Genomic DNA, 25,993 nt, shown 5'->3' with positions numbered 1-25,993 from the left:
CTACGCAGAGCCGGGATGTAAAAGATGGTAAGCGCGAGGATTTGTCGCGTGAGCCGGAACAGGTAAAAGCATTCCGAGATACATGGAAAGACGGCATACACTCATACCTAACATACCTGCGTGATCGTCTCACTGTAGCGCGAGAGTTATTAAATGAAAGAGGTTCGATTTTTGTTCAGATAAGCGATGAAAATGTACACAGAGTACGCGCCGTTATGGATGAAGTGTTCGGCGCCAACAATTTCGCCGGCCAAATTATATTTTCAAAAACTACTGGCCAATCAGGTGGTGCAATACCTTCAGTGTTTGATTATTTGCTATGGTTCGCAAAAGATTTGAGCTATGCAAAAATTCGAAAGATGACGGTTGCTAAGCCGCCGATTGATAATCCAAAGGAGCGCTATGTGTGCGTAGAAACGCGCGATGGCCAGATCATCGACTTATCTCTTAAGCAAAAAATGGGTTTTGATCCTATTCCAGAAGGAAGGATTCTTCGTCTTGACAATACGACTTCTCAAACCGGGAGCGAGACGTCACGAACGCCTTTTGTTTTTGAAGGAAAAAGCCATGTTCCCGCGGGCGCTCGTGGCTGGTCGCTTTCGATCACTGGCCTCGAACGAGTAGCGAAGGCGGGATATTTGGTTTCCGTGGGTAAAAGCCTGCTGTGGAAGAGATATCGGGATGCTAACCGAAGAGTAGGCGTCACTTCTGAATGGTTTGACCTGAAGCCATCCGGCTTCGGCGGGGAGAAAATATACGTTGTCGAGACTAATAAAGAAGTTGTAGAGCGTTGTATACTCATGACAACCGATCCAGGTGATTTAGTCCTCGATCCTACCTGCGGGTCCGGAACCACCGCCACTGTTGCTGAGCAATGGGGGCGGCGCTGGATTACTATTGACACTTCTCGTGTCGCAATGGCGCTGGCTCGTACCCGCCTGATGTCGACGAGGTATCCATACTATCTTCTCGCCGATAGCCGTGAAGGTCGGGCAAAAGAGCAATCCGTCTCCGGAAAAATCCAAGCCGAAACCGGCACGTTCAACGATATTCGACATGGATTCGTTTACGATCGCGCACCCCTAATCACGTTGAGATCTATTGCAAGCAATGCAGAGATCGACGTCCTGTGGAAAGAGGGTAACCAGATCATTGAACCTCTCCGCGACAAGCTCAACGCCGCGATTGGAAAGGCGTGGGAGGAATGGCAGATCCCGCGCGAGGCCGACCCCTCTTGGCCGAGCGAAACTGCTAAAATCCACGCCGCTTGGCGGGCAGCCAGGAACGAACGGCAGCGGCGCATCGATGCCTCGATTGCTCGCCGGGCTGAGATCGAATTCATCTACGATCGACCTTATGAAGACTTGACGCGTATTCGCGTGGCCGGCCCCTTCACCGTCGAAAGCCTCTCGCCGCATCGAATGGTGCCCGCCGATGAGGACGAGCTATTGGGAGCGGCTACTCCTGGCACACGCCGGAAAGCCGCGACACCGCCGCTCGATTTTGCTGCCATGGTGCTGGATAACCTTCGTACCGCCGGCGTTCACCAGACGCGGAAGGCCGATAAGATCCACTTCACAAGCCTTCATTCCTGGCCCGGGAACTACATCGGCGCCGAGGGCCGCTTTTTGGAGGGCGAGACAGAGCGCCGCGCCGGCATAATGATCGGACCGGAATTCGGTACCCTCAGCCGTACCGATCTTGTCACCGCTGCCCGCGAAGCCTCAGAGGCGCGGTTTGACGTGCTCATCGCCGCAGCCTTCAACTACGACGGGCATGCCTCCGAACTTACCAAGCTCGGGCCGATGCCGATCTTGAAGGCGCGGATGAACCCCGACCTCCACATGGCCGCCGACCTGAAGAACACCGGCAAGGGCAACCTGTTCGTGGTGTTCGGGGAGCCGGACTTGGTGGTGGAACCGGTGTCAGGCCAGCCTGATCACGTCCGCATCCGCATTATCGGTGTCGACGTTTTTGACCCGCAGACCGGCGATATCCGCTCCGGCGACACGAAGAGCATCGCGGCTTGGTTCATCGACACCGACTATAATGAGGAAAGTTTCTACGTCCGGCACGCCTACTTCCTCGGCGCCCAAGACCCCTACAAGTCGCTGAAGGCTGCCCTCCGCGCCGAGATCGACGAGGAAGCCTGGGCTACCCTTTACCGTGACACATCTCGCCCATTCCCGCGTCCTGCCACGGGGCGGGTCGCGGTGAAGGTGATCAACCACTTCGGCGACGAAGTGATGAAGGTATTCACGGTATGAGCCTGGAGTTCCGGATCGCCGCCACCTTCACGGCCGCGCTCGCGCGCCTAGCGGCGCCGGAGCAGAAGGCGGCCAAGACCACGGCCTTTGATCTGCAGATGGACCCAGCGGCCCCGGGGCTGAAGTTTCACCGGATCGACCGCTCCCGCGATCCGCATTTCTGGTCCGTCCGGGTCAACAGCGACATCCGAATTATTGTCCACAAGACGGATGCCAGCTTCCTGCTGGCCTATGTCGGCCATCACGACGATTCCTACGCCTGGGCCGAGCGCCGACGCATCGAGGCGCATCCGCGCACTGGGGCCATCCAGATCGTCGAGGTCCGGGAGCGGGTGGAGGAATTCGTCTCCGCGTCGGCGCCTGCGATACCGCCGACCGCGGCACCTGAACTTCCCCTGCCAAAGCCGTTGGTCATCCCTTTCCGGGCTCTGTCGGACGACGACCTGCTGGGAGTGGGCGTTCCATCGGATTGGGTCGCCGACGTCAGGAAGGCAAGCGAGGATGCCTTCCTTGCCATGGCCGAGCATCTTCCAGCCGAAGCGGCAGAGGCGCTGCTCGAGTATGTCGGCACCGGCCGCTTGCCGAAGCCGGCCCCGACTACCGAGGCGGATCCCTTCGCCCATCCCGACGCCTTGCGCCGGTTCCGAGTGGTGGAGAACCAGGAAGCGCTTGCCCTGGCCCTCGACGCGCCTTGGGAGCGGTGGGCGGTGTTCCTCCACCCGGCGCAGCAGGGGGTGGTCGACCGCAGCTACAACGGACCCGCCCGGACCTCCGGCTCGGCCGGGACGGGAAAGACCGTGGTCGCGCTGCATCGCGCCGCGCGCCTGGCTCAGGAGGCGGCGGACGGCAGGGTGCTGCTGACGACCTTCTCGCAGCCATTGGCAAAGGCGCTGGCGCGAAAGCTGGCGGTGCTGGTCGGGGACACATCGCCGGTGCTGCGCCGGGTCACGGTACTGCCCTATCGCAGCGTGGCAGATGAACTCTACCAGTTGGCATTCGGGCGCCGTGCCGTCGTGGCCTCCGATGAGCAGGTCGAGGACGCGGTGCTGAAGGCGGCCGAGGGGGTCGGCGCCAAAGGATTCACTACCAGGTTCCTGCTGTCGGAGTGGCGGCATGTCGTGGATGCCTGGCAGATCGCGGACGTAGAGGCCTACGCCAGGGTGCCGCGCCTTGGCCGGAAGAACCGGATGAGTGCAGGACAGCGGGAGCGGCTTTGGCCGGTCTTCGCCGCAGTGCGCGCCTCCCTGGCGAAGCGTGGCCTGGCGACCTGGCCGGACATCTTCGGTCGTGCCGCGGCCTACTATGCGACGCGGGAGACCAAGCCCTTCACCCATATCGTGGTGGATGAGGCGCAAGACCTCGGCGTGGCCGAGCTACGATTCCTGGCTGCCATCGCGCCGGCGGCGTCTGACGCTCTGTTTTTCGCTGGCGACCTCGGCCAACGAATCTTCCAGCAGCCTTTCTCTTGGAAGGAGTTAGGCGTCGATGTGCGCGGTCGGTCGTCCACGCTGACGGTAAATTACCGCACCAGCCATCAAATCCGCCAAGCTGCAGACAGGCTGCTGCCCAGCGCCGTCCGGGACGTGGACGGCAACGCTGACGATCGAAACCGGACCGTGTCGGTGTTTAATGGGCCAGCACCTACCATCCAGCAGTTCGACACCGAAGCGAAGGAGACTGCAGGCGTCGCCGCGTGGATCGCGCAAGCCCGGGCGGACGGGATCCTGTCTTCGGAAATTGGAGTGTTCGTTCGATCTCGTGTTCAGCTGCAGCGTGCCCGTGCCGCGGTGGAAGGTGCTGGCCTACCTTGGGTTGAACTGTCGGAGCAGGACCAGGAGGTGACCGGCAGCGTCCTGATCGGGACGATGCACCTAGCAAAAGGCCTAGAGTTCAAGGCGGCTGCCGTGATCGCTTGTGACGATGGAATCTTGCCGTTACAGGAAAGACTCGAAGCGGTGGCTGACGAGACTGAACTGGACGATGTCTACGAGACGGAAAGACAGTTGTTCTACGTCGCATGTACCCGGGCAAGGGAGAGGCTGTTGATTTCAGCAACCCGTCCTATTTCTGAGTTCATTCAAGATATCGCTTCTACGCGGGAAGAGTGAAACTGTACAGCTTGCCAACTCAACTAGTTGGCAGGCTGTTCAAGCGTGTCCGGTCGAATCAGACGTAACTTGTCATCTTCGATTTCGGATTCCAAATCATCCAATCTGCTCAATCGCATCTCGATGGATGAAAGACGTTGTTCGATAGCTGCTAAGCGCGCTCGACGAGTCCTCTCTCTGACGCGCAAGCCTTCTACCGCAGTTAGCAAGACGGCAACATCGGTCTCCAACTCAGACATGGGGCTGACACCCTTTCGAACACATGCACTGCTTGGCAGCGATGCTACCTTCCCAGCGGTTGTAGAGTATACTCCGTAGCAAAATACTCGACAAGGCGGCGCCATTGCGCCGATGCATATCCGAGCCGTCCTGGCGCACAACCTTCGGCACCTTCGACTGGATCGCGGCTTGTCCCAGGAGGAACTAGCGTTCCGTGCCGGCATCGACCGAACGTATGTCAGTTCATTGGAACGCGGAGTATATGGTGCGACGGTCGACATGCTCGATAGGATTGCCCAGGCACTGGGCGTACCAGCGGCAGATTTGCTTCGGGTCCCTGATGAAGGGGAAGCGAAATGCTGACGAGGCATGCAGTTCTCGTCGATGCCAAAATTATATCAGTTTATGTTGATTGTCGTAAATCGTAAAGGTGTTTGCTGGCCTTGGAGCTTCCAAAATTAGGGTTGAAACTAGGCGCTTCATGACGGCGCCGAGGTCGGATTAGAAGGGGTTGCTGCCATGAACTGATTGGGGAACAATTCGAGTAGTTCTCAGAGACTGGGCGCCTGATCGGTTGAACGGGGCCACGCCTAATTTGTAAATCAACGACGCTCGAAGATGGAGAGTTCACTCTGTGCATGTAGCCAGAAATTCACTGGGGACCCTGTATTGGAAGGGTTCGCCGTCAACGTTAATATCGATACGCGGCTTTGTGGGCGCCCTAGTGCTGAGAGATGCTGCACGGTGACCTCAACGCCCAGTGCTACTAGCGCGACGGTCGCTAGTGTTTTGGCCGAGCTTGATGGCCGGTTCTCACCAGTAGCGCGCGCCTTTGAGGACGGAGAGTTTGCACTTTGGGTGGGATCCGGCATATCGCGCCGGGCGCCCAATCTCGGAGGGCTGGTCGCCCGCGCTGTCGAGTTTCTACGCGAGCGCGCCGCTGCCACCGCGACTTCAGCGGACTACCTTCCTGCGTTGCGTGAAGTCGTCGAGCTCGCTGGCATGGACCCTGCAACTCTCGAACCCCAATTTGGGCAGCCGTTTGCAACTTGGCCCGAGCAAGGGCAAATCGTGAACGCACTCTGGACCAGGTACTCCCGCGTCCTGGATATCCGGATTCCGCGCGAGGAAAGCGATTTCATCCTCTGGGAAGCGATCAACGTGCGTGACGCATTTGCTGATGCGCGGCACCCAGCGGCCGAGCACCTTTGTATCGCTATTCTTGTGCTCGAAGGTGCCGTCAAGACCATCGCGTCGGCCAACTGGGACGCGTTTATCGAGGCGGCAGTGCACCGGCTAAGCGGCGGAATACTTGGTACTCTCCAAGTGGTTGTCGATCCGAGTCACATGCGCGAGCCACCAGGCCGGGCGACACTGCTCAAGTTGCATGGATGCATTTATTACGCAACAATCGAGCCAAACACATTTCGAAAGTATCTGGTCGGAAGTCACACTCAGCTAGTTGACTGGCCACACAAGCCGGCGTTCGCGGCAATGCGGAACGCCGCGGTTATGGTGGCCACAAACCAGAAAGCGCTCGTACTCGGTCTTTCGATCCAAGATGCAAATCTGCAGGGTATATTCTCCCAAGCAAGCCAGGTGAATTCCTGGCCGTGGCCCTGCGACCCGGCTGCACCAGCGCACGTCTTCTGCGAGGACCGGATTGGGCAGGGGCAGCGGGACGTGTTGCGCGTGGTCTACGGCGACGCCTACAATCACCATTCCGCCGCCATACATCAAGCCGCGCATCTGCGCGCCTGGGGCGAACAGGTACTCATCGCACTATCGCTGAGGGTAGTGTTCGCTAAGCTCGTCCGCTTGATGGCGCTGGCCCTCAAAGCCATGGGTAAGATGCCACTCATTGCTCCCTTAGTGGCTCAATTAAACGAGTTGCGAGATGCGATCGCTGAGAGGGCTACCCCTGATCCGGTCGAGAGAAGCCGCACGGGCGTGACAGAGCTCGGTATTCGGACTTGGTCGCGGATTGCCTGCATCTTCAGAACGGGCACACTTCCAGCCAAACCTGACGCCTACGAAGCAATAAGCGCCTTCACACCGGCGCTGATCGGTGCCGATCAAGGGGCAGTCGCGTCCGGCCTTGGCCAACTCGCCGTTGCGCTCGCTTTGTTGCAGCGTGGTCAGGCTGTCGGACGATGGGAACTGGGGCCACCAACCGACGATGCCGCAACATCGGGCGCGCTCGGCGCCATGTCTGCCCGGGCCGGCGCGCAGCGGCGGCCGCTGTTCCTGGTCAGGTCCGCTACCGAGGCGCTCAGACTGGAGGGCGCCGGGGCATTCGCCGATGACGCGATTGTCGTGCACGCCGATGACACGTGGGCCCAAGCCTTCGGAACTCGCTTAAGTGCCAGACGCGTGAGGGGAGCCCCCGGACGTACGGGCCGGCTGGGAACAACGCACATTAGTCTCGGCGCCATGCTCGCGCGTTGCGATACCGCCGTGGCGCTCGAGGCCGAGTTCGGATCGGAACTTATCGTATGAGTGGCTCTCCCCTTGTGAGTGCAATATCATTCAGGTTGCGGGAGGCCGGCTACGAGGAAGTGTCGACACCGATCAGAGTCGCGGGGGTCGAGTTCGCATTTACCGGTGCGCTCAGAGGGCGTGGCGGTCGCGGTCGCGATCTCGTACTCCTTTTCGATACGATTGCCGGCGATTTTGGCGACCGGGATGCGATCCGGATCCGGCAGAGGGTTGAAGCGCTAGGGCGGGCGCTTGACCTTACGGGCTCGCGTTATGTCGTGACTGCAATTCTTGCTGGCGCGACACCAATCACGGGAGTGGAGGGACTCGCGGAGACATGCCGCGTGCTCCAGGTTGAAGGGGTTCCACTCGATCAGCAGGGCCAGCCGCTTGATGAAGGTTTTGGGAGGCTGCTCGACGATAGCATCCTGCTTCTACTGCCCCTTACGCTGCCTACTTATAGTTTAGAAGACCAAGCTGGGAGCGAAACCGCCCTGGGGCAACTCACGGCGGCTTTACCCGCCACTGTGGACAAAATTCTCGCTAGCGCGCTGATATCAGCGTCCGAGCAGGGGGAAGAGGCAGTCACTACAGCCGCAGGCGACGCGCTTTCCGCCAAGTTCGAGAAGGACGAATGGGGAAGCCAAGCATGACAGGGCCGCGCCTGAAGGAGCTAGAGGTTACGAATTTCAGGAGCATCCGTGGGCACGTCCATGCCCCACTCGACGCCAGCGTCGTGTTGATCCACGGCGAGAACGGCGCGGGTAAGACCAGCTTACTGTCGGCGATCGAACTGGCGCTTACAGGTGCCGTGCAATCACTGCAAAGGGCAGATCCCTCCTACACGGTGCAACTGCTTCACCGTTCGTCGACGCAAGGCGCGGTAATCCTCCGGACTGAAATAAGCGACGACGAGGCAGTTTTCGATGCGGTGCTCGACTCTGGGAGCTTGCGCACCGGTCGGACACTCGACGCGAAACGTGCTTCGTTTTTTAGCGAGCGCGCTTACCTGCCGCAGTCTTTGCTCGGGCAGCTGCTCCAAATTTACCAAGATTCGAACTCAGAAGTCGGCTCACCTCTGGCAAAGTTCGTCAGCAAGCTGCTCAGCCTCGACCGGCTCGACGCGTTGGAAGCTGGCCTTCGGCCACTCGCGGATTTGCGTAATGTCCGCAAGCTCGCTCCCGGTTGGAGCGGGCTTGAGACGAAGCGGACAAGTGCGGAGAGGCTCGTTAACGATCAGCGCCGGATTAGGAAGGAAATCGCTGAGCGGCTCGGGACCGACATACAGCGCCTTCAGGGACTTTGCGCGACCCTCGGCCTAGAGCATCCGGTGACGGAGGTGACACTGGAAGCGCTCCCGCGTGCCCTCGATCCGTCCGACGATGTTAAGTTGCTCGACCACTTGGAAGACCGAAGCCGTGAACTCAGGGCCCTACGGAGGGAGGTCGAGGGCGCTCGCATCTCGACCGGCACGGATGTAATTCAATCGGAAAACTCCGCTGCGGCTGAAGATTATGTGGCTTGGCAACGAGAGCATGGGCCTGCAATCGCCGAGCTTCGCGCTAGGGTGGAGGCTCTCCTGCCGAACGTGGTGCTATCGAGTGACCTTGCAGGCTTCGTAGACGATGCGCCTACGCGCGTCCTTGCGGCCGCTATGGAAGCGGCATCGCGCGCGACGTCCGCGCGCGCTGACGCTGCGAGGCTCATCGTTGTTGAAGGCCAGCGGGAAGCGTCCGTCCGTCAGAGGGATGCGATTGACAAAGAGATTGCGGCCATCCCGGGTGACGCGAGCGGCCTTGCCACGGCGCTCGCTGAACTGTCGGCATTCGTACGAGACGAAACCTGCCCGGTGTGCGATCGCGACTACGCCGAGAATGGGCGAGGTCGTCTCGCGGAGCACGTTCACGCGAAGGTGCGCCGGCTATCTGGAGCGGCGGAACGGCTGCTCGCGCTCGGTGGGTCCCGCGCGGAGGCACAGGCGCTGGTCGAGAGTCTCGATCGGCAGCTAGAAACTCTGAGGGCCACTGTAATCGACTCAAGGGCGCTTGCAGAACTCGACCGCCGGAGTGCTGCGTTAGAGGCGGCGGCCAAGGCGTTGCAGAGTGCGACCGCGACGTTGCGTGAAGGGGCGCGTCTGCTTGCGCTCGATGTCGAGATCCGTCGGGCCGCAAGCGCCGCCCAAGTGCGCGATGCGACACTTCTAGCTGCGCGCGAGAATCTGCAAGCCTTCGTCGCGTCGGTCAATGCGGAGCCATTGGCCGAGGCCGAGTCGCTGAGCGATGCATTTGGACGCATTCAAGCAAGCCTGCAGGTGGAGATCGAGCGCCTGCGCGCTCGCCTGTCCACACGGCGCGAAGCAACGGCGCTACTGGCCATCGTGAGGGAGACGATTGGCCGACGCGAGGTAGTCGACCGCAGCATTGAGGCGGACTCGAAAATGCTGCGGGAGGCGGCTACGGTACTGAAGCAGGCTCAGGCGGTTAGAGAGCAAGGACTAGCAATTCGCAACGCTGTCGATGGCGTAAGGTCAACAATCATACGACGTGAGTTCAACGACCGGCTGAACAGAGTGTGGCGCGATCTCTTCGTCCGCCTCGCTCCAACTGAGCCATTCGTGCCCGCCTTCAGCATTCCGGAAGCGTCCACTCAGCGACTCCAACCTAAGCTGGTCACTCAGCATCGATCGGGAGGCGATGTTGGCGGGACGCCTGGCGCAATGCTCAGCGCCGGCAACCTCAACACCGCCGCACTCACACTGTTCATTGCGCTGCACTTGTCAGTTCCCCGGGAACTGCCTTGGCTCATTCTCGATGACCCTGTGCAATCAATGGACGACGTGCATATCGCCAATCTTGCGGCGCTATTGCGCACGCTCTCCAAGGAGCACGGGCGGCAGGTGATCGTCGCAGTGCACGATCGGCAGCTATTCGAGTACCTGCGGCTTGAGCTCAGCCCGGCATTCCCGGACGACAGTCTACTCACTCTCGAGCTGTCACGCGGGGTTCGGCGCGGCACGCTCTGCGAGCACAGGCGCTACCACTTCCAAGATGAGACGACATTGCTGGTGGCGTAAGCGAGAGCAAGCCGAAAAGCTCTGCTCCCGCACTTGGTCGCACTTCAACCACGCCCCCCAGCGCGCTCACATGATAGATCCGGGCGTCCACCATGGGCAGTGTGTCTCGTCGGTTGCACATACCAGATGTTGTGTGCTGGGGAACTTGCATCGCCGGGATGTCTTGTTGTGGGACGAGGAAACAAACCGCATACTCTCACTGACGGATTCGCCATGGAGTTTCCGATGCCGAGTGCCGAGATGCGCCTTTTTTGCTTTTTGTTCAGCAGGAAAGGCTCCATCCAACACACAGTTTCCGCAGGCTCCGTCCTATAATGCCAGTAGGCGGGGACTGAACCTAAGGGCTGCTCAGGGCAGCGGCCCGCGCGCCGCGCCGAAGAGGCGCGCCGCGGCCTCCAGCACGCGCGCGGCATAGGCGGCGTGCAGGTCCGGCGTGCGGGAGTGGTAATTGCCCACCGCCCGCATCAGGTCGCCATTCGCCTGCCGGAGATGGCCGTGCAGGATCGCGCCGGCGGCGGCGATGTTGAAGCAGGCATCGCCCACCAGCCGCTCCCGCACGGTGCCCTCGGGCAGGCCGGTGACCTGCGCCACCGGCGCGAGCCAGCGCGTATTGACCTGCATGACGCCGAGATCCTCGGACCCATCCTGGTTGCGGCTGACGGTGCCGACCTGGCCGCCCTCCACCGCCTGGATCGCCGGCAGCACGCGGGGCGGCAGGCCGTAGAAGGTGGCCACCGCCATCATGCAGGCGAGGTAGGGGATCGCCATGGCCCGGGCCCCGGCCGCTCAGCGTTCCAGCGATTCGCGGATGCGGCGGCGGATGCGCTCGTTCGGGTCCACCGAGCCGCTGAGCGGCTGCCGCCCCAGCGTCTCGGGCAGGACGGCGGCATTGGCCAGCCCCTCGCGCAGGTCCTCCGTCAGCGCCCGGGCGTCGCGCTGGTCCTGCACCACCCGCGGCGTGATCAGCACCAGCAGCTCGGTACGCGCGCGGGAGTTGTTCTGGCTGCCCAGCAGCGCGCCGAGCACCGGGATGTCCTTGAGGAAGGGCAGGCCCTGGTTGCCGCGCGAGTCGTTGTCGCGGATCAGCCCCGCCAGCCCGATCGTCTGCCCGTCCTGCACCACCACGCGCGACCGCACCGCGCGCTGCAGGAAGGTCGGCGAGCTGATGCCGGTGGCCGGCGCATTGGGGTCCACGTCGCTGACCTCCTGCGCGATGTCGAGCGTGACCATGCCGCCGCTGCTGACCCGCGGCACCACTTCCAGGATGACCCCGGTCTCGCGGTAGTCGACGCTGTTCACCAGCGGCGCGCCGGCCGAAAGCGTGCTCTGCGCCGATTGCGTCAGGAAGGGTACCAGGCTGCCCACCTGCAGCCGCGCCGGCTCGTTGTCCAGCACGAGGAGCTGCGGCGAGGAGAGCACCCGCACCTGGGTGAGCTGCTGCAGCAGGTTGATGGCGTACTGGCTGCCGCCGGTGCCGTCGCCGCTGAGGACGAAGCCGGGGAAGGGGTTGCCGAGCAGGCGCTGCGGCCCGGGCGCGAGCGTCAGCGCGGCCTGCAAGCCGCTGTTGCCGAAGAGGTATTGCGTGCCGTAGCTGAGCTTGTCGTTCAGCGTCACCTCGGCGATCGTCGCGTCGATCCGCACCTGCAGCGGCAGGATGTCGATCCGCCGCAGCATCGCCTGCACCGTGCTCGCCTCCTGCGCCGTGGCGTAGACGACGATGGCGTTGTTCTGCGGGTTCGGGATGATGCGCATGGTCTCGGCCTGCGCCTCGCCGCCGGACCCGCCGCCCAGGCCGCCGAGCAGCGGATTGGCCGCCGCCGTCGGCTGTGCCCCCGGCACGGCGCCGGCCGCGGCCTGCTGCCCTTGGCCGAGCAGCCCGCCGCCCACCCCCGCCCCGACCAGACCGCCGGCCCCGAGGCCGATGCCGCCCCCGCCGCGGCCGCCGCCGAGCCCGCCGCCTCCATACCCGCCGCCCCCGTAGCCGCCACCGCCGAAGCCGCCCGCCCCGCCGAAGCGGCCCGCGCCGATGCCGCCGCCCGCGCCCATCGTCCGCTGGCCGAGCCCGGGCGCGGTCCCGCCCGGCACGCTGGGCTGCGCGGTGACGCTGCCCGGCGTGAAGGCCTGCTGCAGCAGGAAGGCGACGTCGTCGCTGCGGCCGTTCTGCAGGTAGTAGACGTTCCAGGTCCTGACCGTGCGCGCCCGCGCCCGCTCGACCAGCCCGAAGACCCGGCGCGCGCTGTCGATCAGCCGCGGCTGCGCCGCGGTGACCAGCACGGCATTCACCCGCTGCATCGGCACCACGCGGATCTGCGCCGCCAGCGCGCCGCCCTGCTGGGCGCGCAGCGCCTCCTGCAGCGCGGTGGCCATGTCGCGCGCATCGCCCGAGGGCACGGGCAGCAGCGCATAGGACTGGTTCGCCAGCAGGTCCACGTCGAAGGTGGCGGCAAGCTGCGCCAGCGCCTCGCGTGCCGGCGGGTCGCCGCCGAGGATGAGGGCATTGCGCCCGGGATCGGCCGCGACCCGGCCGCCCGGCCCGGCGAAGGGCTGCAGCACCTTGGCGAGTTCCTCGGCCGAGGCGTAGCGCAGCAGCACCACCCGGCTGCCGCCGGCGGCGGCATCGGCGGCGATGCCGCTCGCCGCCGCCGCGGCGGCCTGCGGCACCACGCGGTAGAGGCCGCCCTGCTCGACGACCGCCGCGCCGTTCGGTGCCAGCAGGGCCTGCAGCGTCGGCAGGAGTTGCGCGCGGGTCAGCGGCGTGCTGGTGCGCAGGGTCGCCGTGCCGCGCACCGCCGGGTCGATGGCATAGTTGACCCGCAGCATGCCGCCGAGGATCTGCGCCGCGACCTCGCGAATGTCGGTGTCGGCGAAGTCGAGGGCGTATTCGCCGCGCCCGCCGGCGGCCGGCGTGCCCGCCGGCTGCGGCAGGGTGGCGGGCAGCGCCACGCTGGTCTGCACCGGCGGCACCGGGATGGGCCCGTCCACGCGGCCGCTGACGCGCGGCGCGGCGGGCGTGACCGGCCCGGCGAGCGGGGGCAGGGGCTGGACCACCGGCTGCTCCGGCGGCGTGGCGCAGGCCGCGAGCGCAAGCGTGATCGCGGCGGCAAGGCTGGCCGGCTGCCTCATCGGGCGAGGGCGGCCGGCGCCTGCGGCACCAGGGGATTGGCCGGCGCCTGCGGCGCGTTGGGGTTGGACGGCGCCTGCGGCGCCAGGGGGGTGGCCGGCGCCGCGACCGCGACGGCGGGGCGGGGCGGCCCGACTGCGGCCGGCCGCGGGTCGAAGCTGGTGCGCAGGCTGCGCTCGCCCTCCGGCCCTGCCAGCATCACTTCCCCGGCCAGGATTGCCTTCACCTCGAACTCCCCGAGACGGTCGCCGACGCGCAGCACCTGCGGCTTCGCATGCTCGCCGGCCGGTGCGAAAATGGCGGCGCCGCCGCCCGGCGTGATCATCACGCCCGCCAGCCGCGGCAGGTCGCGCGCCGCCGGGCCGCCCGCCGCGGCCAGGCGCGGCTCGGCCACCGGCCGGCGGTCCTGGGCGAACAACGGCCGGGCCAGCGCCGTCGCCGCCCATTCGCCGCTGCGGTCGGGCGGCGCGGGCGTCGGCACCTCGGGCGCCGGCCGCCAGCGGGCGACCGCCGCGGCCGCGGCGCCGCGCGCCACCGGATCGCCCTCGATGCCCTGCAGCTCCCAGGCGATGGCGCCGGCGAGCAGCGCCGCCGTGGCGCCGAGGCCGGCGAAGGCCGCGCGGCTCACCGCGCCGCCTCCGCCGCGCGGAAGGCATAGACGGTGAAGCTCGCATCCATCGGCCGCGGGCCGGTGCGGAGCAGCAGCGCCGGCGCGCGGAGCTGCAGGTCGTCCACCAGCATGCGCGGCGTCGCGGTCGCCACCGCCTGCAGCAGCCGCACCACCGCGGGCCAGGGCGCATTCACCGCGATGCGCAGGCCGATGCGGCGCCAGGCCCCGGCGGCCTCGCCGGGCAGCGCCTCGGCCGAGGAGAGCGGCGCGCCGGCCCGCGCGGCCATCTGCTGCAGCCGTCCCTGCAGCTCGGCGGCGGCGATCGGGTCGCTCGCGCCCTCCAGCACCGCGCCGGTCGCGGCGCGCGTCGGCTCGGCCGCCTGGCGCGCCTGGTCGCGCAGCGCCGGCAGGCTCTCGGCGATCTCCGCCATGCGGCGGGCGACGGCGCGGCGCGCCTGCACCTCCTCCGCCCGCATGGCGTACCAGTCCAGCAGCGGCGCCACGAGGCCGGCCCAGCCACCGCCGAGCACCGCGAGGGTGAGGCCGATGGCGAGCAGCCGCCCGCGCGGCCCGGCCGGGAGGTCCAGCGCCGCCATGCTAGAGCCCGAGCTCGGCGCGGATGGAGAAGACATCGACCCCGCCCGACTCCGCGCGGGTCACCGGGGCGACGAAGGCGGTCTCCCGGATGCCGGGATCCGCCGAGAGCAGGCCGATCAGCCGCGCCGCACCGCTCGAGCGGCCGGCGATGGTGAGCTTGCGCTGGCGCAGCGTCAGCTCGGTGAGCCAGGTGTCGTCGGGCAGCAGCTCGGTCAGCGTGGCGATGACGCGCAGCGCGTCGCCGATGCGCGCGCGCTCCGCCGCGAAGGCGTCCTGCCCGCCCTTGGCCGTGGCGAGGCGGCGGCGCAGCGCCTCGGCCTCCTGCACCTGCGGTTGCAGGGCCGCGATCTGCCGCTCCGCCGCGGCGAGGGTCATCGATTGCAGCGCAAAGGGCAGCGCGACGGCGGCGATGGCGAGACCGCCGCAGGCCGTCCCCGCGAGCGCGAGGCCGCGCCGCCGCCAGGCCTCCCGCCGCGGCGAGCGGGCGGGCGCCGCTTCGGCGAGCGGGATGGCGCGCGGCCCGTCCGCCGCCGGCGCCTCGATGCCATCGGTCCGCAGCCCGGCGCGCGCCAGCGCCGCCAGGGCAGGGTCCACCACGATGCGGGGCAGCAGCGACAGGCGCAGGCGCAGCAGGCCGCGCGCGGCATCGCGCGCCTCGAGCCGCCAGGCCCAGGCGACCTCCTCGGCGGCGAAGGGGGTGAGGCGGTCGAGCTCGTAGCGCAGCACGCCGCCCGGGTCCTGCTGCGCCGCCAGCGGCAAGGCCACCTCGCGCTCGAGCAGCGCGCCCGGCGGCGCGCGCAGCAGCAGCCGGCGCGGCCGGCGGCGCAGCCCGGGCAGGGCGGCAAGGGCCACCTGGCCGAGCGGCGTCTCCCGCCCGCGGCGGCGCAGCACCACCTCGGCCCGGGCGGAGTCGGCGGTGAGCGGCAGCACCACGAGGGTCGCATCGGGCAGGCTGGCCGGGGCGCGCCAGCGCGCCGGCAGCAGTTCCGTCATGCGCGCGGCCCACCAGCGCCACAGCTCGCGACCGATGCCGGCCACCGGCCCGCGCGCGGGCGCAGCGGCCACGGCAGTCCCCGGAACCGGCATATCGCGTCTCCCTTACCCCAGCGACCCGCCGCCGTGCGGCGCTACTGGATGCGGGCAGGGCGGCAGCGTCAACGCACCGCCCGTTGCCTCACCGAAGCGTGCGAAGCGCCTCACCAGTCCTGCCGCTCGCGCATGGGCGCGGCGACGATGTCGGGCCAGCGGCGCGCATCGCCGCGCGCGAAGACGAGGCGGATGCGCACCAGGTCCGGCAGTTCCGGCCGCGTCCAGGCGCCGAGCCAGCCGCCGCCCGCGGCGGCGGACCAATAGGCGACCTCGATGCGTTCGAGGCCGCGCAGCAGCTCGCTCTCCTCCGGCGCGGGCGGTGGGCCGAGCCGGCGGGCATGCAGCCAGGGCGTCCAGCGCAGCACCAGCCGTCCGGCGCGGTCCACGCCGAGCGCCGCCTGGGCGAGGCGCGTCGGCAGCGCCGCGGTCGCGGGCAGTTCGGTCAGCGCCTCGAAGCCGGTGGCCGTGCCGCGCAGGCCGGGCACGGTGAGGTCGTCGCTCGGCATCAATTGCGTGACGATGCGGCGCAGCGCGCGGTCGGCGATATCGAGATCGGCGACGCGGCCGAGCTGGCGGGCCTGCATGCCCCAGGCCTGCAGCCCGAAGCGCGTGCCCTGCAGCAGGCCGAGCATGAGGAAGCCGAGCACGGCAAGCGCGACCAGCAGCTCCAGCAGGGTGAAGCCGGCCTCGCGCCGCGCCGTCATCGCGCCGCCGTCACGCCGAGGCGCTGCGTCTCCAGCCGCACCTCGCGCGCCTCCCCGCCATCGCGCCAGCCGACCGCGACGCTGACGGCATAGAGCGTGACGCCGCCTGCGCTCGCTTCCGGCACCACCCGCAACCGCCAGGAGAAGCCGCCGCCATCCTCACCGCGCTGGTCCATCGCCGTGACCGGCCGCCCTTCCAGCGCGGCGAGGCGGGAGCGGGCGCGGGCCAGCGCCTCCTCCGTCCGTCCGGCGATCTGGGTGGAGCGCAGGCCGAGCAGCCCGCCCTGCAGCAGCGCGGCGAGGGCGATGGCCGCGATGGCGAAGGCGACCATCGCCTCCAGCAGGGTGAAGCCGGCCTGCCGCTCAGCGCGCATCGGCGGGCAGTTCCGTGAGCGAGACGCGGCCGCTCAGCCAATCGATGCCGAGTTGCATGCGACGGCGGCCATCCGCGAGCTCGATCCAGCCGCCGGTCGAGCTGCCGTCCGGCGCGAAGCGGATGGCGGCGAGCCGGCCGCCGGTCTCGGTCGCCGCCGCGCGCACCACCATGGCGGTGCCGGGCGGCAGGGCGCGCGGCGCGCCGCCTTCCGCCTGCCAGCGCGCATCCGCGGGGTCCAGCAGCACGCGGCGGGAGGCATTGCGCGCGATCGCCGTGGCGCGCGCGAGCCGCAGGTCCTGCACCAGAGTGCCGGCGGCGGCGCGCAGGTCGAGCGCCGCGCTGCGCGGCGGCCCGCGCATGGCGAAAAGCCCGGCGACGAGCGCCAGCACCGCGAGCACCACGATCATCTCGAGCAGCGTGAACCCGGCTTCGGCGCTGCCGGCGCCGCCCCGTTTCGGTCCCTGCATACCTTGACATTACGGCGTCGCCGCGGGCCGCGGATACCGTAAGCCCGTCACGACCGCGCCAGCGGGTCGCGGGTCGGGCTGCCGGCCGGTCGGTCGGGGAAGCGAGGTCGTGCGGGTCCGGAGGCGCGCCGAGCGCGCCCGGCCCCCGGCAGCATAAGACCAGCCTGCCGCCGTCACGCGCCCGTGCGCTGTGCGGCCGCGCGACGCGGGTTTGCGGCCGGCTGCCGCGTCGGCAGGATGCCGCGGCCGGGCACGATTGCAGCGCCGAAGGCACGACGCGGAATCGCGCGCGACGCCGACGCTGCGGAGGAAACATCGAATGGTCATGCAGCCGTGCCGGCTCTGGGCCGCGCTCGCGCTCTGCCTCGGCACCACGCCGGCCCTCGCGCAATCCGGGGGCAGCCGGTTCTGCGGCGACCTCGCCGCGCTCGCGCTCCCCGCCACCACCATCGCCACCGCCGAGGAGGTGACCGGCGGCAGCTTCACCCCGCCCGGCGCCACCACGCCGCAGACCGGGCTTCCGGCCTTCTGCCGCGTCGCCGGCAGCATCTCGCCAGTCGAGGGATCCCGCATCGGCTTCGAGGCCTGGCTTCCGCTGCAAGGCTGGAACGGCCGCTACCTGCAGGTGGGCAATGGCGGCTATGCCGGCACGATCCAGTACGGCAACCTCGCGCCCATGCTGCGCCTCGGCTTCGCCACGGCCAGCACCGATGACGGGCACGATGCCAGCGGGCCGACCGGTTCCTGGGCGCTCGGCCAGCCGCAGCGCATCATCGATTTCGGCTACCGCGCGGTGCACCAGACGGCCTTGCGGGCGAAGGAGATCGTCCAGGCCTTCTACGGGCGGCCGCAGGACTACGCCTACTGGAACGGCTGCTCGGAAGGCGGGCGCGAGGGGCTGATGGAGGCGCAGCGCTTCCCCGCGGATTTCGACGGCGTCCTGGCCGGCGCGCCGGCGCAGTACTTCACGCATCTGCAGGCCGCCGGCGTCTGGAACCAGCAGGCGCTGCAGGCCGACCCGGCCAGCACCATCCCCGCCAGCAAGGCGCCGGCGATCCAGGCCGCGGCGCTGGCGCAATGCGACGCCGCCGGCGACGGGGTGCAGGACGGCATCGTCGGCGATGTCCGTGCCTGCCGCTTCGATCCCTCCGTCCTGCTCTGCCAGGGCGAGGACAACGACACCTGCCTGACGCCGAAGCAGGTCACGGCGCTGACGCGGGTGCAGCGGGGGGCGCACAACCCGCGGACCGGCCAGCGGCTCTTCACCGGCTACCAGCCGGGGGCGGAGGCGGAGCCCTCGGCCAACTGGAATGCCTGGTTCTGGTCTGGGCCGCAGGCCAACCAGTTCGTCTATGGCGACGCGCTTTTCCAGTACTTCGTCTATGACGATCCGGCCTGGGACTGGCGCAGCTTCGACTTCGACACGGACCTGTTCCAGGCCGACAGCAAGCCGATTGCCGAGCAGTCGCTGGGACGCGTGATGAATGCCGTCAGCCCGGACCTGCGCGCTTTCGCCGGGCGCGGCGGCAAGCTGATCCAGTACCACGGCCTGAACGACCCGGCGATCGCGCCCTATTCGATCAACTACTACGAGTCCGTCCTGGCCCATGCGCGGCGCGGCGGCGCGGCCGATCCGGTGCGGGAGACGCAGGCCTATTACCGCTACTACAGCGTGCCGGGCATGGGCCATTGCAGCGGCGGGCCGGGCCCCAATGCCTTCGGCCAGCAGGGCTCCCTGCCGGTGCCGGCCGACCCGCAGCACAACGTGCTGCTGGCGCTGCAGCGCTGGGTGGAGGAGGGCGTGCCGCCCGAGGCGATCATCGCCACGAAGTACCAGGGCGACCAGGCCGCGAACGGCGTCGCCGCAACGCGGCCGCTCTGCCCCTATCCGCAGACCGCCGTGCATGACGGCGCGGGTGACCCGAAGCAGGCCGGCAGCTTCCATTGCGTGGATCTCGGCCTGTCGCTCGCCACCAATCCCGGCCTGACGCCGGCGCGACAGCCGGTCTCGCCCACCCGGTGACCGCGGCTACTGTGCCAGGTCGTTCAGGCTGAGCATCGCCAGCAGCATGGCGGAGACGATGCCGGCGACCACCGCGCCCATGACCACGGTGATCGCCGGCGTCAGCAGGGAGACCAGGCGCTGCAGGCCGATGCGCGTCCGCTCCTCATGGATCTCGGCCGCGCGCAGCGCCATGGGGCCGAGCTGCGCCGTCTCCTCGCCGAGGCGCAGCAGGTGGATGGTGCGGATGGGGAAGACGCCCGCGGCGCCGAGCGGCCCGGCGAGGCCGGCGCCGCCCTTGGCGCTGGCCGTCGCCTCCGCCACCGCCTGCACCGCGGCGCGGTTGCCGAGCGTGCCCTGCACCACGCCGAGCGCGGCATCCAGCGCCATGCCGTTGCCGAGCAGCGTGCCGAGGGTGCGGCCGAAGCGCGCCGCCAGCGCCTCCCGCGCCAGGGGCCCGGCGACGGGCAGGCGCAGCAGCAGCCGGTCGGCGGCGAGCCGCGGCCCCGGCAGGCGCAGCACCTGCCGCACCACCAGGAACAGCAGGCCGAGGGCGATCATCGCCTTGCCGCCATGCGCCGAGACGGCATCGCCGACCGCCATCAGCATCCGCGTCGGCCCGGGCAGCGCCGCGCCGTTCTGCTCGAAGAGCGGGACGAATTGCGGCAGCACATGCGTCAGCAGCAGCGCGATGGAGCCGATGGAGGCGACCAGCAGCAGCGCCGGGTAGATCATGGCCGAGCGCAGCGTGGCCTCCAGCGAGCGCTGCCGCTCCAGCAGCGTCGCCAGGCTCTCGAGCGTCGCGGCCAGCGTCCCGCCGGCCTCGCCGGCGCGCACCAGCCCGACATAGAGCGCGGGGAAGCTGCGCGGCTGGCGGGCGAGGGCGGCGGCGAGCGGGCTGCCGTCCCGCACCTCGTCGCGCACCCGCTGCGCGACCCGACGCAGCCGCGCGCTGCCGGCCGTCTCCGCCACGAAGCGCAGCGCATGGTCCAGGTCCTGCCCGGCGGCGAGCATGACCGCGAGCTCGCGGGTCAGGTCGGTCAGCTCCGCGCGGGAGATCGCGCCGCGGCCGCGGCCGAACTCGGCCTGCAGCACCGCGCCCAGCACCGGGCTGCCGCCCTCGTCCGGCTCGGCGCGCATCGGCAGGTGGCCCTGGCGGCGCAGGCGCTCGACGGCCGCGGCCTCGTTCGGCGCCTCCACCCGGCCGCGCGCCAGCGTGCCGTCCGGTGCGACGGAGAGGGTGCGGAAGGCCGGCATCAGGCCTCCGCGCGGACGCTCAGCAGCACCTCGTCCACGGTGGTGATGCCCTCGATCGCCGCGTCCAGGCCGCAATCCAGCATGGTCACCATGCCGCCGGCGACGCCGGCGCGCTCGATCTCGCCATGCTCGGCGCGGGCGAAGACCAGGCGCTCCACCTGCGCGTCCACCGCCAGGAATTCGGCGATGGCGAGGCGGCCGCGGAAGCCGGTGTTGCGGCAGGCCGCGCAGCCCACGGGCTGCCAGAGCCGCGGGCCGCGCCAGCCCGGGCGGCGGTCGAGCGCGAATTCGGCGACGAGGGCGGGCGGCGCCTCGGCCTCCCGCTTGCAGGCGGGGCAGAGCTTGCGGACGAGCCGCTGCGCCAGCACGCCGCGCAGGACGGAGGCGATGAGGTAGTCCTCCAGCCCCATGTCGCGCAGGCGGGGGATGCTGGCGGCGGCCGAGTTGGTGTGCAGCGTCGAGAGCACGAGGCGGCCGGCGAGCGCCGCGGTCACCGCCGTCTCCGCCGTCTCCAGGTCGCGGATCTCGCCCACCATGACCACGTTCGGGTCCTGCCGGACGATGTTGCGCAGCAGCGAGGCGAAGCTGAGGCCGATCTGCGGCTTCACCTGCACCTGGGTGATGCCGGGCAGGCGGTACTCGATCGGGTCCTCGATGGTGATGATTTTCCGAGTTTCGGCATTCAAGCCAAGAAGAGCCGTGTACAGGGTCGTCGTCTTGCCGCTGCCGACGGGACCCGTGACCAGCACGATGCCATTGGGCAGGGCGAGCGAGGCGGTGAGGCGCTGGACCACCCGCGGCGGCAGGCCGAGCTGGGCGTAGTCGAACTCCACCGCGCTCTGGTCCAGCACGCGCAGCACCACCGTCTCCGCATGTAGGGAGGGGATGGTGGAGACGCGGAAATCCACCTCCTGCCCGCGCACCGCGAGCCGGATGCGGCCGTCCTGCGGCAGGCGGCGCTCAGCGATGTCGAGCCGCGCCATGATCTTGATGCGCGAGATGATGGCGGGCGTCAGCCGCGCCGGCTGGGTGTCCACGGTCTGCAGCACGCCGTCGTAGCGGCAGCGGATGCGCAGGCGATCCTCGAAGGGCTCGATATGGATGTCGGAGGCACCGGTCTCCACCGCGCGGGAGATCATCTGGTTCACCAGCCGGATCACCGGCGCCTCGGAGGCGAGGTCGCGCAGCCGCTCCGCATCCTCCTCCAGCGGCTCGGCCGTGGCGGGCGTGCCGGCCTCCTCCGGCTCGAGCGTCGGGTAGAGCCGCTCCAGCGCCGCCTCCAGCTCGATCGGCAGCGCCACTTCCAGCCGCACGGCGAGGCCGGTCGCGGCGGCGATGGCGGCGGGCGTGAAGGCATCCAGCGGGTCGGCGACGGCCAGGACCAGCGTGTCGCCCTCCCGCGCCACCGGCAAGGCGCGGGCCTGGCGGAGGAAGCGGGGCTGCAGGCGCTCGGGCAGCAGCGGCTCGGCGGGCCAGCGCGCGGCTTCGGCGATGCGCAGGCCGAGCAGCGCCGCATGGGCCTGCGCCAGCCCGCGTTCCGTGACCAGGCCGAGATGCATGAGCACGGCATCCAGCCGCTGGCCGGTCTCGGCCGCGACCCGCCTGCCGCGGTCCACCGCGCGGGCATCGCACTGGCCCTGCTCCACCAGCAGCGCCGCCAGGTCGTCCAGCGCGCGGGCGAGCGGCGCTTCTGGCGCAGGCGTCACCGGCCCCGGGGTTGCGTTGCGCGGCTGGCGCTCGATAAGCATGGTGGGACAATCGTATACGCGCGGTCGCCCGGGCAAGGGTCGCCGCGTCACGGCCACGGGAGGAATCGGTTGCCGGCCTGGGTCCTGCCGCTGCTTGCCGCGCCGGTGGCCGGCAGCCTGCTCGGCGTGCTCATCCGCCGCCTGCCGGAGGGCAGGCCGGTCGCCTGGGCGCGCTCCTGCTGCGAGGCCTGCGGCGGCGTGCTGGCCGCGCGCGACCTGGTGCCGCTGGCGAGCTACCTGGCGCTGCGCGGACGCTGCCGCGGCTGCGGCGCGCCGATCGGCGGCTTCCATCCGGCGGTCGAACTGGCGGCGCTCGGCCTCGCCGCCGTCGCGGCGCTGGCGATCCCGGCGGATGCGCCCCGCCTCTGGCTGGCCTGCGGGCTGGGCTGGGTTCTGCTCGCTCTCGGCTGGATCGACTGGGAGCGGATGCTGCTGCCGGACCTTCTCACCTTGCCGCTGATTCCGGCCGGCCTCGCGGTCACGCTTGCGCTGGCGCCGCAGGACCTGACCGCCCATGCCCTGGGCGCCGTGCTGGGATATGCCGCGTTCCGCGGCCTCGCCCTGCTCTACCGCGCGCTGCGCGGGCGGGAGGGGCTGGGGGAGGGGGATGCGAAGCTGCTGGCCGTCGCGGGGGCCTGGCTGGGCTGGCCAGGGCTGCCGGATGTCGTGCTGCTCGCGGCGCTGCTGGGTCTTGCGCTGGCGGGGCTGCAGGCGCTGCGGCGCGGCCGGCTGGATGCGGCGGCGCGGCTGCCCTTCGGACCCTGCCTTGCCCTGGCGCTGTGGCTGTTGTGGCTGGCGCAGGGCGGGGCGCCATGACGGAGAGGATGCGGGTGCGGACCAGGACGACGAAGGACCGCGCGCGGGGCGCGGAGGCGGGCTTCACGCTGCTCGAGGTGCTGGTGGTGATCGCCATCCTCGGCCTGCTGATCGGCCTGGTGGCGCCGGCGGCGCTGCGGCAACTCGGCGGCGCGCAGACCTCGGTGGCACGGCAGTCCGTCCAGCGCCTCGGCGGCGTGCTGGACATCTACCGGCTGGACATGGGCGCCTACCCGACGACCGACCAGGGGCTGCAGGCGCTGGTGACGCGCCCCTCCGGTGCGGCGGGCTGGAACGGGCCCTATCTGAAGGCCGAGCAGGGGCCGCCGCTCGATCCCTGGAACCGGCCCTACCTGTACCGCAACCCGTCCACGCGGCCGGGGAAGGAGTACGACCTCTGCTCGCGCGGGCCGAACCCGCAGGGCGGCGAGTCCGTCTCCGCCGAGGGCGCGATCTGCAACTAGCGCGCCGGCAGCGCCGCCGCCTCACGCGGTCAGTCGTCGCCGATCGCCCGCCAGCCGAGGATCTGCCAGGGCCGCCCGCGCGTGCCCTGGCCCAGCCGCACATGCGCCTGCCGCACGAAGCGCACGCCGCCGGGCAGCGTGACGGCAGCGGTGATGGCGACCACCGGCGCGGAATCCGGCTCGCCGCCCAGGTCGCCCGCATCCTCCGGATCGGTGGTCGCACGCAGCGCCGCCAGCACCAGCGGGGAGGCGAACCGCAGGTCGGGGTCGCCGCCCTGGTAGAGCGACAGATGCGGCGCCAGGCGCGCTAGCAGCGCCGGCGTCATGCCGAGGACGAGGCCGAGTTCCTCAATGGTCTGGAAGGGCCGCCCGGGCGGCGCATAATCGCGGCCGGCGGCGCGGTATTGCGGCTCCTTGGCGCCGCCGGGCCGCGGGCGGATGCCGCCGCTGCGCCAGTCCAGCATCGCGGCGGCGAGCGAGGTGGCGGCGCGGGGCTCGGCGCCGATCTCCACCAGCAGCGCCTGCATCAGGCCGAGAGGCGCAAGGTTGGGATTGACCTTGCCCTGCTCGCTCTCCACCCGCACGACGGCGACGGCGCCGCCGGGCAATCGCATCTCCCGCGCCAGCCCATCCGGCAGCCAGCGCTGCGGCGAGGGATCGAGCAGCCGGAAGACCGCGGCATGCACCGCGCCATCGGCCGCCGCCTCCGCCGCCGCGGCGCCGCGGAGGTTGCCGGCGAGTTGCAGTTCGGACCGCCCGGTCGCCACCACCTGCGTGCCGAGCAGCGCGAGCAGCGCCATGGACCAGAGGACGAGCAGGAGCGCGAAGCCGCGCTCCCGCCCCGTCCCCCGGGACGTCACCGCCGGTATTCGGGCGCGGCGATCGGCGCCTCGTAGTCGCCGCCGCGCGCGCAGGCGAAGCTGGCGGAGTCGTTCGGGTCGCCCTGGCCGCTGTAGCGCGAGACCCGCGGGAAGGCGCAGAGCGGCCGGGTCGCGGCCACGCCCTGGGCGGGCTGGTCGTTCACGTATTTCGTGGCGATGATGCTGGTGGGTGCCTGGCCCTGCTCCACCCAGCGCTGCAGCGCCAGCAGCGCATTGTGCTGCGGATCGGCCGGTACCGGGCTGATGGTGGCGTTGAAGAACTGGTTCGGGCCGGGGCCGCCGCCGCAATGCCCCATGCCGGGCACCATGAACAGGCGGTAGAACTCCTGCGTGCGGGCCAGCGCGGCATGGTCGCCCTGCACCGCGGAGATGTCGGCCGCCGGTGCCGCCGGGTCGAGCCCCGCCCCCCGCGCCGTGACGCGCAGGTAGTAGTTCACCTGCTCCTGCGGCGGCACCAGCGGATCGGCGAAGCCGTGGAAGCCCAGCAGCTTGCCGCCATGGTCGCGGAAGGCGGAGAGGTCGGCGGTATTGGCGTTGATGACCGGCGCCAGTACGTCGTCGACCAGCGGCGGGTCGCGGTCGAAGTCGAAGCCGCGCCAGTCCCAGTTCGGCCCAAAGACCCAGTAGAACAGGCCCGGGAATTGCGGCTCGTCGATCGCGGCGCGGCCGACGCCCTCGTTGAAGGGCAGGTCGAAGGTGCTGCCGCTCTCCGAGCCGCGCGAGATGCCGGGATAGAGGAGCGCGCCGGTGCGCGGGTTGCGCGGCCCGTCATAGACCTTGCGCAGCGCGTCCACCTGCGGCGGCGTCAGGCATTGCGAAGTGTCCGACGCATCCTCGGCGCATTGCAGCGCGCCGGGGTCCCAGCGGCAGGCGCGCGGATCGGTCAGGTAGGTGTCGGTCGGCAGCCCGCCGCTCTGCGTCACGCAGGCCTGCAGGACGGATTGCGTGATCAGCGGCGCCTTCTCCGGCTCGATGGTCGTCGCCGGGTCCAGGCGCGTCGCCTGGAAGTTCCAGACGCCCGCCATCTGCAGATGAGTGCGGTTGTTGGCCGGGGCGCCGGCCAGGATGCCGTCATAGTCGTCGGGGAATTTCTCGGCTTCGTTGAAGGCCTGCTGGCCGCCGAAGGAGCAGCCGCTGAAATAGGCACGGCTGGGCGGCGCGGTGTAGTATTGCTGCGTCACCGCCTTGCCGGCAACCGTCATCAGGTGCGCGGCGCGGGTGCCGAAATCGTTCCACTTCTCCGGCCGGCCGATCAGCGCCTTGGCATTGCCCGAGGTGGAGGGCGCCGTCCCGGCATCCTGGTTGGCGGTGGCGAAGCCGAGCTGCGTGCCGCCGGCCAGTTCATCGTAGCGGATGGCGCCGCCATAGCCGCCATTGCCGGTGCCGAGGAAGCGGCCGTTCCAGGCGCTGCCCTCGGGCAGCCAGACCTCGATGCGAATGTTGCTGTCGGGCGTCGGCGTCAGGGTCGCCTCGACCCGGCAGAAGGCCGGCAGGTTGGGATAGGTGGTGCCGTCGGGCGCGGCGAAGCTGCCGGCGGGCACGGCCGTCGCGGCGGTGATGCTGCCCTCGCCCGGGATGCTCGCGCCGGCGAGATCGCCGCAGGCGGCGAAGGCCGGGCCGGCCAGGGCCGAAAGCGCGGTGCCGGCCAGCAGCGCCAGGGCAAGCCCCCGGCGCCGCGGATGCAGATCTGGATGCCTTGTCACGCTTCCCCCTTGG

The 25,993-nt window shown here is 69.2% G+C and carries 22 protein-coding genes; 9 read left to right on the top strand and 13 right to left on the bottom strand.

All coding sequences use genetic code 11. The features are described 5' to 3' along the window. Together Q7A36_RS28435 and Q7A36_RS28430 are read left to right on the top strand one after the other, a co-directional pair. The coding region (locus Q7A36_RS28435; RefSeq protein ID WP_305107159.1) for a DNA methyltransferase at positions 1-2,267 on the top strand (2,267 nt) is incomplete at its 5' end. Continuing rightward, positions 2,264-4,375, top strand: a complete 2,112-nt coding sequence (locus Q7A36_RS28430) for a 3'-5' exonuclease (RefSeq protein WP_305107158.1) — start codon at positions 2,264-2,266, stop codon at positions 4,373-4,375. The genes Q7A36_RS28435 and Q7A36_RS28430, both read left to right, overlap by 4 nt. A gap of 23 nt (positions 4,376-4,398) precedes the next feature. Here the strand turns inward: Q7A36_RS28430 and Q7A36_RS28425 are convergent, their stop codons facing one another. Further along, positions 4,399-4,614 (bottom strand): hypothetical protein, encoded by a 216-nt coding sequence (locus Q7A36_RS28425; RefSeq protein WP_305107157.1) that lies wholly within the window; start codon positions 4,612-4,614, stop codon positions 4,399-4,401. A 112-nt stretch (positions 4,615-4,726) separates the two neighbouring features. Here Q7A36_RS28425 and Q7A36_RS28420 point away from each other — a divergent pair, with 112 nt between their 5' ends. From Q7A36_RS28420 to Q7A36_RS28405, 4 genes are all read left to right on the top strand, one after another. After that, positions 4,727-4,957 carry a helix-turn-helix domain-containing protein gene (locus Q7A36_RS28420; RefSeq protein WP_305107156.1) on the top strand — a complete coding sequence of 77 codons (231 nt, stop codon included), beginning with the start codon at positions 4,727-4,729 and terminating at the stop codon, positions 4,955-4,957. A 426-nt stretch (positions 4,958-5,383) separates the two neighbouring features. Further along, positions 5,384-7,093, top strand: coding sequence for an SIR2 family protein (locus Q7A36_RS28415; RefSeq protein ID WP_305107155.1), 1,710 nt, complete (start codon positions 5,384-5,386; stop codon positions 7,091-7,093). Positions 7,094-7,416: 323 nt separating this feature from the next. Beyond that, positions 7,417-7,725, top strand: coding sequence for a hypothetical protein (locus tag Q7A36_RS28410; RefSeq protein WP_305107154.1), 309 nt, complete (start codon positions 7,417-7,419; stop codon positions 7,723-7,725). Then, the gene (locus Q7A36_RS28405) at positions 7,722-10,145 is read left to right on the top strand and encodes an AAA family ATPase (RefSeq protein WP_305107153.1); all 2,424 of its coding nucleotides are present in this window, start codon (positions 7,722-7,724) and stop codon (positions 10,143-10,145) included. Before Q7A36_RS28410 ends, Q7A36_RS28405 begins: the two co-directional genes overlap by 4 nt. A 348-nt stretch (positions 10,146-10,493) precedes the next feature. On the opposite strand, the gene Q7A36_RS28400 is transcribed toward Q7A36_RS28405, so the two are convergent. The 8 genes from Q7A36_RS28400 to Q7A36_RS28365 form a co-directional block, all read right to left on the bottom strand. Next, complete coding sequence (locus tag Q7A36_RS28400; RefSeq protein WP_305107152.1) at positions 10,494-10,913, bottom strand: lytic transglycosylase domain-containing protein; 420 nt, start codon at positions 10,911-10,913, stop codon at positions 10,494-10,496. Between the two features lie 18 nt (positions 10,914-10,931). Continuing rightward, positions 10,932-13,268 (bottom strand): type II secretion system secretin GspD, encoded by a 2,337-nt coding sequence (gspD, locus tag Q7A36_RS28395; protein WP_305107151.1) that lies wholly within the window; start codon positions 13,266-13,268, stop codon positions 10,932-10,934. Further along, complete coding sequence (locus Q7A36_RS28390; protein WP_305107150.1) at positions 13,265-13,894, bottom strand: hypothetical protein; 630 nt, start codon at positions 13,892-13,894, stop codon at positions 13,265-13,267. The genes gspD and Q7A36_RS28390 overlap by 4 nt, the downstream gene beginning before the upstream one ends. Next, on the bottom strand, positions 13,891-14,472 hold the full coding sequence (gene gspM, locus Q7A36_RS28385; protein ID WP_305107149.1) for a type II secretion system protein GspM: 582 nt from the start codon (positions 14,470-14,472) through the stop codon (positions 13,891-13,893). Before gspM ends, Q7A36_RS28390 begins: the two co-directional genes overlap by 4 nt. Position 14,473: 1 nt before the next feature. Beyond that, positions 14,474-15,538: a PilN domain-containing protein gene (locus tag Q7A36_RS28380; protein WP_305107148.1), complete on the bottom strand. Its 1,065-nt coding sequence runs from the start codon at positions 15,536-15,538 to the stop codon at positions 14,474-14,476. 131 nt (positions 15,539-15,669) lie between these two features. Further along, on the bottom strand, positions 15,670-16,266 hold the full coding sequence (locus tag Q7A36_RS28375; protein ID WP_305107147.1) for a prepilin-type N-terminal cleavage/methylation domain-containing protein: 597 nt from the start codon (positions 16,264-16,266) through the stop codon (positions 15,670-15,672). Further along, positions 16,263-16,640, bottom strand: coding sequence for a prepilin-type N-terminal cleavage/methylation domain-containing protein (locus Q7A36_RS28370; protein WP_305107146.1), 378 nt, complete (start codon positions 16,638-16,640; stop codon positions 16,263-16,265). The genes Q7A36_RS28375 and Q7A36_RS28370 overlap by 4 nt, the downstream gene beginning before the upstream one ends. Beyond that, complete coding sequence (locus Q7A36_RS28365) at positions 16,630-17,109, bottom strand: GspH/FimT family pseudopilin (RefSeq protein WP_305107145.1); 480 nt, start codon at positions 17,107-17,109, stop codon at positions 16,630-16,632. Before Q7A36_RS28365 ends, Q7A36_RS28370 begins: the two co-directional genes overlap by 11 nt. A gap of 319 nt (positions 17,110-17,428) precedes the next feature. Between Q7A36_RS28365 and Q7A36_RS28360 the strand changes: the two genes are divergently transcribed. Next, a complete protein-coding gene (locus Q7A36_RS28360) occupies positions 17,429-19,132 on the top strand; it encodes a tannase/feruloyl esterase family alpha/beta hydrolase (RefSeq protein WP_305107144.1) in 1,704 nt (567 codons plus the stop codon). A 6-nt stretch (positions 19,133-19,138) separates the two neighbouring features. Here the strand turns inward: Q7A36_RS28360 and Q7A36_RS28355 are convergent, their stop codons facing one another. Next, positions 19,139-20,368 (bottom strand): type II secretion system F family protein, encoded by a 1,230-nt coding sequence (locus Q7A36_RS28355; RefSeq protein ID WP_305107143.1) that lies wholly within the window; start codon positions 20,366-20,368, stop codon positions 19,139-19,141. Next, positions 20,368-22,116, bottom strand: a complete 1,749-nt coding sequence (locus Q7A36_RS28350; RefSeq protein ID WP_305107142.1) for a GspE/PulE family protein — start codon at positions 22,114-22,116, stop codon at positions 20,368-20,370. Before Q7A36_RS28350 ends, Q7A36_RS28355 begins: the two co-directional genes overlap by 1 nt. 69 nt (positions 22,117-22,185) lie before the next feature. On the opposite strand from Q7A36_RS28350, the gene Q7A36_RS28345 reads away from it, so the two are divergent. After that, the gene (locus Q7A36_RS28345) at positions 22,186-22,932 is read left to right on the top strand and encodes a prepilin peptidase (RefSeq protein ID WP_305107141.1); all 747 of its coding nucleotides are present in this window, start codon (positions 22,186-22,188) and stop codon (positions 22,930-22,932) included. Continuing rightward, positions 22,929-23,396 (top strand): type II secretion system major pseudopilin GspG, encoded by a 468-nt coding sequence (gene gspG / locus Q7A36_RS28340; RefSeq protein WP_305107140.1) that lies wholly within the window; start codon positions 22,929-22,931, stop codon positions 23,394-23,396. Before Q7A36_RS28345 ends, gspG begins: the two co-directional genes overlap by 4 nt. A 29-nt stretch (positions 23,397-23,425) precedes the next feature. Here the strand turns inward: gspG and Q7A36_RS28335 are convergent, their stop codons facing one another. Together Q7A36_RS28335 and Q7A36_RS28330 are read right to left on the bottom strand one after the other, a co-directional pair. Continuing rightward, positions 23,426-24,256 (bottom strand): type II secretion system minor pseudopilin, encoded by an 831-nt coding sequence (locus Q7A36_RS28335; RefSeq protein WP_305107139.1) that lies wholly within the window; start codon positions 24,254-24,256, stop codon positions 23,426-23,428. Further along, the gene (locus Q7A36_RS28330) at positions 24,253-25,980 is read right to left on the bottom strand and encodes a tannase/feruloyl esterase family alpha/beta hydrolase (RefSeq protein ID WP_305107138.1); all 1,728 of its coding nucleotides are present in this window, start codon (positions 25,978-25,980) and stop codon (positions 24,253-24,255) included. Before Q7A36_RS28330 ends, Q7A36_RS28335 begins: the two co-directional genes overlap by 4 nt. Positions 25,981-25,993: the final 13 nt, after the last annotated feature.

The organism is Paracraurococcus lichenis (genome assembly GCF_030657435.1).
GTDB lineage: Bacteria > Pseudomonadota > Alphaproteobacteria > Acetobacterales > Acetobacteraceae > Paracraurococcus > Paracraurococcus lichenis.
The sequence above is the reverse complement of the archived record's forward strand: the minus strand, read 5'-3'. Positions and strand labels throughout refer to the sequence as shown.